The sequence below is a fragment of the Saccharopolyspora sp. genome (assembly GCF_017434145.1).
Taxonomy (GTDB): Bacteria; Actinomycetota; Actinomycetes; order Mycobacteriales; family Pseudonocardiaceae; genus Saccharopolyspora_C; species Saccharopolyspora_C galaxeae.
Map to the genome: position 1 here is coordinate 1 of NZ_JAFRFW010000066.1, position 7,431 is coordinate 7,431.

Annotated in this window: 6 protein-coding genes and 1 pseudogene; all 7 read left to right on the forward strand. The window is 69.3% G+C overall.

From position 1 onward, the window contains the following. Window positions 1-235, forward strand: a pseudogene (locus IJH84_RS01690) (serine hydroxymethyltransferase); the annotation flags it as partial. Next, on the forward strand, window positions 235-1,467 hold the full coding sequence (locus IJH84_RS01695) for a sarcosine oxidase subunit beta family protein (RefSeq protein WP_295139446.1): 1,233 nt from the start codon (window positions 235-237) through the stop codon (window positions 1,465-1,467). The pseudogene IJH84_RS01690 and the gene IJH84_RS01695, both read left to right, overlap by 1 nt. A 122-nt stretch (window positions 1,468-1,589) precedes the next feature. Next, a complete protein-coding gene (locus IJH84_RS01700; protein WP_295139449.1) occupies window positions 1,590-1,856 on the forward strand; it encodes a sarcosine oxidase subunit delta in 267 nt (88 codons plus the stop codon). Beyond that, window positions 1,853-4,696: a 2Fe-2S iron-sulfur cluster-binding protein gene (locus IJH84_RS01705; RefSeq protein ID WP_295139452.1), complete on the forward strand. Its 2,844-nt coding sequence runs from the start codon at window positions 1,853-1,855 to the stop codon at window positions 4,694-4,696. The genes IJH84_RS01700 and IJH84_RS01705 overlap by 4 nt, the downstream gene beginning before the upstream one ends. After that, on the forward strand, window positions 4,689-5,276 hold the full coding sequence (locus IJH84_RS01710) for a sarcosine oxidase subunit gamma (RefSeq protein ID WP_295139455.1): 588 nt from the start codon (window positions 4,689-4,691) through the stop codon (window positions 5,274-5,276). Before IJH84_RS01705 ends, IJH84_RS01710 begins: the two co-directional genes overlap by 8 nt. 64 nt (window positions 5,277-5,340) lie before the next feature. After that, a complete protein-coding gene (locus IJH84_RS01715; protein WP_295139458.1) occupies window positions 5,341-6,423 on the forward strand; it encodes an S-(hydroxymethyl)mycothiol dehydrogenase in 1,083 nt (360 codons plus the stop codon). After that, window positions 6,423-7,052 carry an MBL fold metallo-hydrolase gene (locus IJH84_RS01720; RefSeq protein WP_295139461.1) on the forward strand — a complete coding sequence of 210 codons (630 nt, stop codon included), beginning with the start codon at window positions 6,423-6,425 and terminating at the stop codon, window positions 7,050-7,052. Before IJH84_RS01715 ends, IJH84_RS01720 begins: the two co-directional genes overlap by 1 nt. Window positions 7,053-7,431 lie beyond the last annotated feature (379 nt).

The window sequence follows — 7,431 nt, forward strand, 5'->3', positions numbered from 1 at the left end:
CAACGCCGTGCCAGGCGACCCGCGCCCGCCGATGGTGACCTCCGGACTCCGCGTGGGCACCTCCGCACTGGCCACCCGCGGATTCGGCAAGGCCGAGTTCACCGAAGTCGCCGACATCATCGCCGAAGCCCTCCAACCCGACCTCACCACCGAGACCACCACCGCACTCCGCGGCCGCGTCGAAGCACTCGCCAACGCACAACCCCTCTACCCGAACCTGAACGGGGGTTTCTGATGACGCCGCGCACCCCGGGCGCCGAGTTGCCCGAACACCCGGACCGGCTCTGGCGATCCCCGGAGCCGAAGTCGTCGTACGACGTGGTGATCGTCGGAGGTGGCGGGCACGGCCTGGCCACGGCCTACTACCTCGCGGTCAACCACGGCATCACCAACGTCGCAGTGCTGGAGAGCGGTTGGCTGGCGGGCGGGAACATGGCCCGCAACACGACGATCATCCGCTCGAACTACCTGTGGGATGAGAGCGCGGGCCTGTACGAGCACGCCTTGAAGTTGTGGGAGGGGCTGGCGGACGAGCTCGACTATCCGCTGCTGTTCTCCCAGCGCGGTGTGCTGAACCTGGCGCACTCGCTGCAAGAGGTGCGCGACAGCGTGCGACGGGTCGAGGCGAACAAGCTCAACGGCATCGACGCGGAATGGCTGGATCCCGGGCAGGTGGCCGATGTCTGCCCGATCCTGAACACCTCGCAAGAGCTGCGGTACCCGGTGCTCGGTGCGACGTGGCAGCCGCGGGCGGGGATCGCCAAGCACGATCACGTCGCTTGGGGTTTCGCTCGCGCGCTGGATCGCATGGGGGTGGATCTGGTGCAGAACTGCCGGGTCACCGGGTTCGAGACGGTCGGTGATCGGGTGGTGGGCGTGACGACCACGCGCGGGCCGATCCGGGCCGGGAAGGTCGCGCTGGCCGCGGCCGGGAGCACCTCGGTGCTGGCCGACGAGTTGGGGCTGCGGTTGCCGATCCAGAGCCATCCGTTGCAGGCATTGGTCTCGGAACTGCTGGAGCCGGTGCATCCGACGGTGGTCATGTCCAACGCGGTGCACGTCTACGTTTCGCAGGCGCACAAGGGAGAACTCGTCCTCGGTGCCGGTGTGGACGCCTACAACTCCTACGGGCAGCGGGGGTCGTTCCACACCATCGAGCGGGAGCTGACCGCGGCCGTGGAGCTGTTCCCGATGTTCGCGCGAGCGCACGTGCTGCGCACTTGGGCCGGAGTCGTGGACGTGACACCGGACGCCTCGGCGATCATGGGCCGCACGCCGTTCGACGGCCTGTACGTCAATTGTGGTTGGGGCACCGGCGGATTCAAGGCCACGCCCGGAGTGGGCTGGTGCTACGCCCACACGATCGCCCACGACGAACCGCATCCGCTCAACGCCCCGTTCAGCCTGGAGCGCTTCACCACGGGCGCGCTGGTCGACGAGCACGGCGCGGCGGGCGTCGCGCACTGAAGGGTCAGCACTGTGGTCTTCGATTTTTGCCTTGTCAGCGGCGGAGCCGCTGAGCAGCGACCACCTGAGCAGCCGGCACCGCCGCGCAGATCCTTCCAAAGAAACCTTGAAGGAGACTCACCATGTTGCTGATTCCTTGCCCGTGGTGCGGGCCGCGCAATGAGACCGAGTTCCACTACGGCGGCCAGTCGGGCGTGCAGTACCCGGTCGATCCAGACGCGGTGTCCGATGTGGACTGGGCGCGTTTCCTGTTCTACCGCGACAATCCGAAGGGCGTGTTCGCCGAGCGCTGGTCGCACCAGGCAGGTTGCCGCCGATGGTTCACGGTGCGCCGGGACACCGCCACCAACGAGATCCACGCCGACGAGCCGAGGACGGTGACGAGGTGAGCAACGAGTACAGGCTTGCCGAGGGCGGCCGCATCGACCGCGGGCGCACCGTTCGCTTCCGTTTCGACGGCCGTGACTACGAAGGCTACGAAGGCGACACGCTGGCCTCGGCCCTGCTGGCCAACGGCGTGCACCAGGTCGGTACCAGCATCCGCTACGGCCGACCGCGCGGGATCGTCGCCGCGGGCTCGGAAGAACCGAACGCGTTGGTGCAGATCGAAAAGCCGTTCCCGGAGCCGATGCTGCCCGCGACGACGGTCGAGCTGCGCGACGGGCTCGAAGCCACCGGGCTTCCCGGGCAGGGGCGACTGGCCACCGAGCCGGATCCCGCCCGCTACGACGCGATGCACGCCCATTGCGACGTGCTCGTCGTCGGAGCCGGCCCCGCCGGCCTGTCGGCTGCGCTGAACGCGGCACGCAGCGGGGCGCGGGTGATCATCGCGGACGCCGATGCGGAGTTCGGCGGCAGCCTGCTGGGAAACGGCGAAACCCTGGACAACGCTGCCGGAACCCGGTGGGTGCAGCGGGCGGTCGCGGAGCTCGACTCGTGCGAGGAGTTGCGAATGCTGCCGCGCACAACGGTGTTCGGTCACTACGACCAGAACTACTTGGTGGCCGTGGAACACCGCGGCGACGACGCGCACAGCCGCCAGCGGATCTGGCGCATCCGCGCGGGAGAAGTGGTTCTGGCGACCGGTTCGCACGAGCGCCCGCTGGTGTTCGCGGGCAACGACCGTCCCGGCACGATGCTGGCCGCGGCGGCGCGGACGTACTTGCACCGGTACGGGGTGCTGCCGGGGCGGCGCGCGGTCGTGTTCACCACCAACGACAGCGCCTACGCGGCGGCCATCGACCTGCACGATGCCGGGGTCGAGATCGCCGCCATCGTCGACGCGCGGGAGGTCGTGTCGACCTACTGGGCTTCGTTGTGCATCGAGCGCGGAATCACCATCCGGCCGAGCGCCGCGGTGGTCGGAACATCCGGCAGCGAGCGGATTTCCAGCGTACATCTGACCAATGTGGACACCAGCGAGGACCGCCCGGCGCCCGTCCGGCAGGTCGTCGGTTGCGATCTGCTGCTGGTCTCCGGTGGATGGACGCCGGCCGTGCACCTGCACAGCCAATCCGGGGGAGAACTCCGTTACAGCCCGGAAATCGGTGCTTTCGTGCCCGAACAGGACGGTCGCAGGGTGCGGTCGGCGGGTGCGGCGGCGGGCTCGTTCGCCACGACCGACTGCCTGCACAGCGGTGCGCAAGCGGGTGTCGACGCGGCACGCGCCGCCGGTTTCGACGCGGAACCGGGCCGGGTTCCCGTCGCGAAGAATCCGCCCGTGCTGGCGGGCCGAGACGTGTGGTTGCTGCCGAGTCCGGCGGATTCCGAAGGGCACCACCAGTTCGTCGACCTCGCCCGGGACGCCACGGTCGCCGACATCCGCAAAGCCATCGGCGCCGGGATGGACTCGGTCGAGCACGTCAAGCGCTTCACCACGATCGGCACCGCGCACGACCAGGGCAAGACCTCGGGACCGCTGTCCACGGGGATCATCGCGGAGCTGCTCGGCAAGCGGTTCGCCGAAGTCGGGGCGACGACCTTCCGCGCTCCCTACACGCCGGTGACCTTCGCCGCGCTGGCCGGACGCGACAGAGGGGACCGCTACGACCCGATCCGCGTCACCGCCATGCACGACTGGCACGTCGAGCACAGCGCGCCCTTCGAGAACGTGGGGCAGTGGAAGCACCCGTGGTACTACCCGCTGCCCGGGGAGCAGATGCAAACCGCGGTGTTGCGCGAATGCCGCGCGGTGCGCGGCGGTGTGGGCATCCAGGACGTGTCCACTTTGGGCACGATCGACGTGCAGGGGCCGGATGCGGCCGAATTCCTGGATCTCGTCTACACGAACAAGATGAGCACCCTCAAGGTCGGCCGCATCCGGTACGGGGTGATGTGCACCGCCGACGGCATGGTCTTCGACGACGGCACCGTCACGCGCACCGGCGAGCACCGGTACCTGATCAGCACCACATCCGGGAACGCCGCAGGCGTGCTGGAGTGGCTGGAGGACTGGCTGCAGACCGAGTGGACCCACCTGCAGGTGCACCTGACCTCGGTCACCGAGCACTGGGCGACCATCGCGCTGGCCGGGCCGGATTCGCGGGCGGTGCTGAGCCGCGTGGCCTCGGGCATCGAGCTGGACAACGACAGCTTCCCATTCATGTCCTGGCGGGACGGGATCGTCGCGGGCCGGCGGGCGCGGGTGTGCCGGATCAGCTTCTCCGGCGAGCTCGCTTTCGAGATCAACGTTCCGCGGTGGTACGGGCGCGAGGTGTGGGAAGCGCTCTACGACGCGGGCGAACCCTTCAAGATCACCCCGTACGGCACCGAGACCATGCACGTGCTGCGCGCGGAGAAGGGTTTTCCCATCGTCGGGCAGGACACCGACGGCACGGTCACGCCGCACGACCTCGGGATGAGCTGGGCGGTGTCGAAGAAGAAGGACGACTTCCTCGGCAAGCGGTCCTTCAGCCGCAGCGACACCGCGCGCACCGACCGCAAGCACCTCGTGGGGCTGCTGCCGAAGAATCCCGACCTGGTGCTGCCGGAGGGCGCTGCGCTGGTCGGCAGCGCCGAGCTGCCGGAACCTCCGGTCCCGATGCTCGGGCACGTCACCTCCAGCTACCGCAGTGCAGCGCTCCGGACAGGTTTCTCGTTGGCACTGGTGAAAGGCGGGCGGGACCGGATCGGCGCCACCATCTACAGCCTCGTGGGCAACCGGCTCGTTCCGCTCGAAGTAACCGAACCCGTGTTGTACGACAAGGAAGGAGCGCGTCGCGATGGCTGAGCCCTACGGCGAATCCCCGTTGTCCGCCCGTGCGGGTACGCTCGCCCGGCATTCCGCGCCGGACGCGGTCCGCATCGCCGAGATCCCGTTCACCGCGCAGGTCGATCTGCGCGTGGACCCGAAAGGCCTCGCGGGCGGGCGGATCGGCACCGCGATCGGTGCGATGCTGCCGAACTTGCCGGGCAGCGTGGTGCGGACCGGTGATCTGCTGGTGCTCTGGCTGGGGCCGGACGAATGGTTGCTGCTGGGCCGCGAAGGCGCTGCCGAGTCCATTCAGGACACCTTGAGCGCGGCGCTGGGCGACGAGCACGGAGCGGTGGTCGACGTCTCGGCGAACCGGACGATCATCGAAGTGTCCGGGCCGAGCGCCCGCGAAGTGCTGAACAAGGGATGCGCGCTCGACCTGCATCCGCGCAGCTTCGGGCCGGACCGTTGCGCGCAGACGTTGCTGGCGCGGACGGGAGTGCTCCTGGTGTGCCGGGACGTGCGGCCGCCGAGCTACTGGCTGATCGTGCGCGCCTCGTTCGCCCGGTACGTCACCGACTGGCTGATCGACGCGGCCGCCGAGTACGTCGGGTGAACAACGAGCCGCCAAGGACTGCCCGATAAGGACCGAACCGGTCGACCCCGAATTGGAGATTGTCGTGACCGAAGTGCGTGGCGTTGTGGCGACCGGGAAGGGCAAGCCGGTCGAAGTCACCACGATCCATGTCCCCGATCCAGGACCCGGTGAGGCCGTCGTGCGCGTGCAGGCGTGCGGGGTCTGCCACACCGACCTGCATTACCGCGAAGGCGGCATCAACGACGAATTCCCGTTCCTGCTCGGGCACGAGGTCGCGGGCGTCGTCGACTCGGTCGGCGACGGCGTGCGGGACTTGGCGCCCGGCGACTTCGTCGTGCTGAACTGGCGCGCGGTGTGCGGTGTCTGCCGGGCTTGCCGCAGAGGCCGTCCGCAGTACTGCTTCGACACGCACAACGCGGCTGCGCCCATGACGCTCGCCGACGGCACGCCCCTTTCGCCCGCGCTGGGAATCGGCGGGTTCGCCGAGCGGACGCTCGTCCACTCCGGACAGTGCACCAAGGTCGCGCCGTCGGCGGAGCCCGCGGTGGTGGGTTTGCTGGGCTGCGGAGTGATGGCCGGGATCGGTGCGGCGGTCAACACCGGAAACGCCGGGCCCGGTGATTCGGTGGCGGTGATCGGCTGCGGCGGCGTCGGCGACGGCTCGATCGCCGGGGCCGCGATGGCGGGTGCTCGCCGGATCATCGCGGTGGACAAGGACCCGGTGAAGCTGGAATGGGCGCGCGAGTTCGGCGCGACGCACACCGTCAACGCCGCGGAGTCCGACACCGTGGAAGCCATCCGGGAACTCACCGGCGGCAACGGTGCCGACGTCGTAGTGGACGCGGTCGGAGTGCCGCAGACCTACACTCAAGCCTTCTACGCGCGCGACCTCGCGGGCACGGTCGTGCTGGTCGGCGTGCCCTCCCCGGAGATGCGGCTGGAACTGCCGCTGCTGGACGTGTTCGCCCGCGGCGGGGCGCTGAAGTCGAGCTGGTACGGGGACTGCCTGCCGGAACGGGACGTCCCGATGCTCGCGGAGTTGCACGAGCAGGGCAGGCTGCCGCTGGAGCGGTTCGTCACCGAGCGGATCGGGCTCGACGACGTGGAGTCGGCGTTCGAGAAGATGCACCGCGGCGAGGTGCTGCGTTCGGTGGTCACGTTCTGATGGGCGTGCGCATCGACCACACCACGACGACCGGGAAGTTCTGCCTGGACGGGGAGATCCACGAGGTCAGCAACAACGCGTGGGTCGTCGGCGACGAGCGCGAATGCGTCGTCATCGACGTCCCGCACGACGTCGACCGGATCCGTGAGCTGGTGGCGGGCCGCGCGGTGCGCGCGGTGCTGGCCACGCACGCGCACGATGATCACGTTCGTTGCGCACCGGACCTCGCCGAGGCCGTCGGAGCGGCGGTTTTCCTGCACCCGCACGATCTTCCGGTCTGGCGGCTGACCCACCCCTACCAGGTCCCCGATCACCGGCTCGCCGACCGCCAGCAGATCGGCGTGGGGCGGGCGGCGTTGCAAGTCCTCCACACACCGGGACATTCGCCCGGTTCGGTCTGCCTGTACTGCCCGGACCTGGGTGTGGTGTTCACCGGCGACACGTTGTTCGCGGGCGGTCCGGGCGCCACCGGCCGGTCGTTCTCCGACTTCGGGGCGATCACCGCCTCGATCCGGGACCGGCTGCTGCCGCTGCCGGAACGGACCCGCGTGCACCCCGGGCACGGCGCGAGCACGACCATCGGCGAGGTCAGAGAGCACTTCGACGAGTGGGTCGCCCGCGGCTACTGAGCCGGGAACCGCGGGGATGCTGCCGGCTAGGTTCTGTTGAAGAAGCGGCGTCGGCCGCTTGCGGTGCCCGAGGACTCGGCCGACCACCGGCGGGGTTCTCGGGCGTCTTCTGGCGAGGACAGCGGCACTACGTCAGGAGGAGATCCCGGAGCCGTCAGCCGCCTGGGGTTCCGCTGCCCGACCACCTATCCAAACCGCTTCCCGAACACTCCTCAGTCCCCGGATGCCGCGTTGGACGGTGCCGGGGCGGTGGCCGCCGCCTGGCGCGGGTTCGTGCCGGTGAGCAGCAACAACAGCGCGCTTGCCGCAGCCAGGCAGCTCATCAGGACGAATCCGCTGGTGAACGTGCCGGTGCGGTCGACGACGAAGCCCATGATGG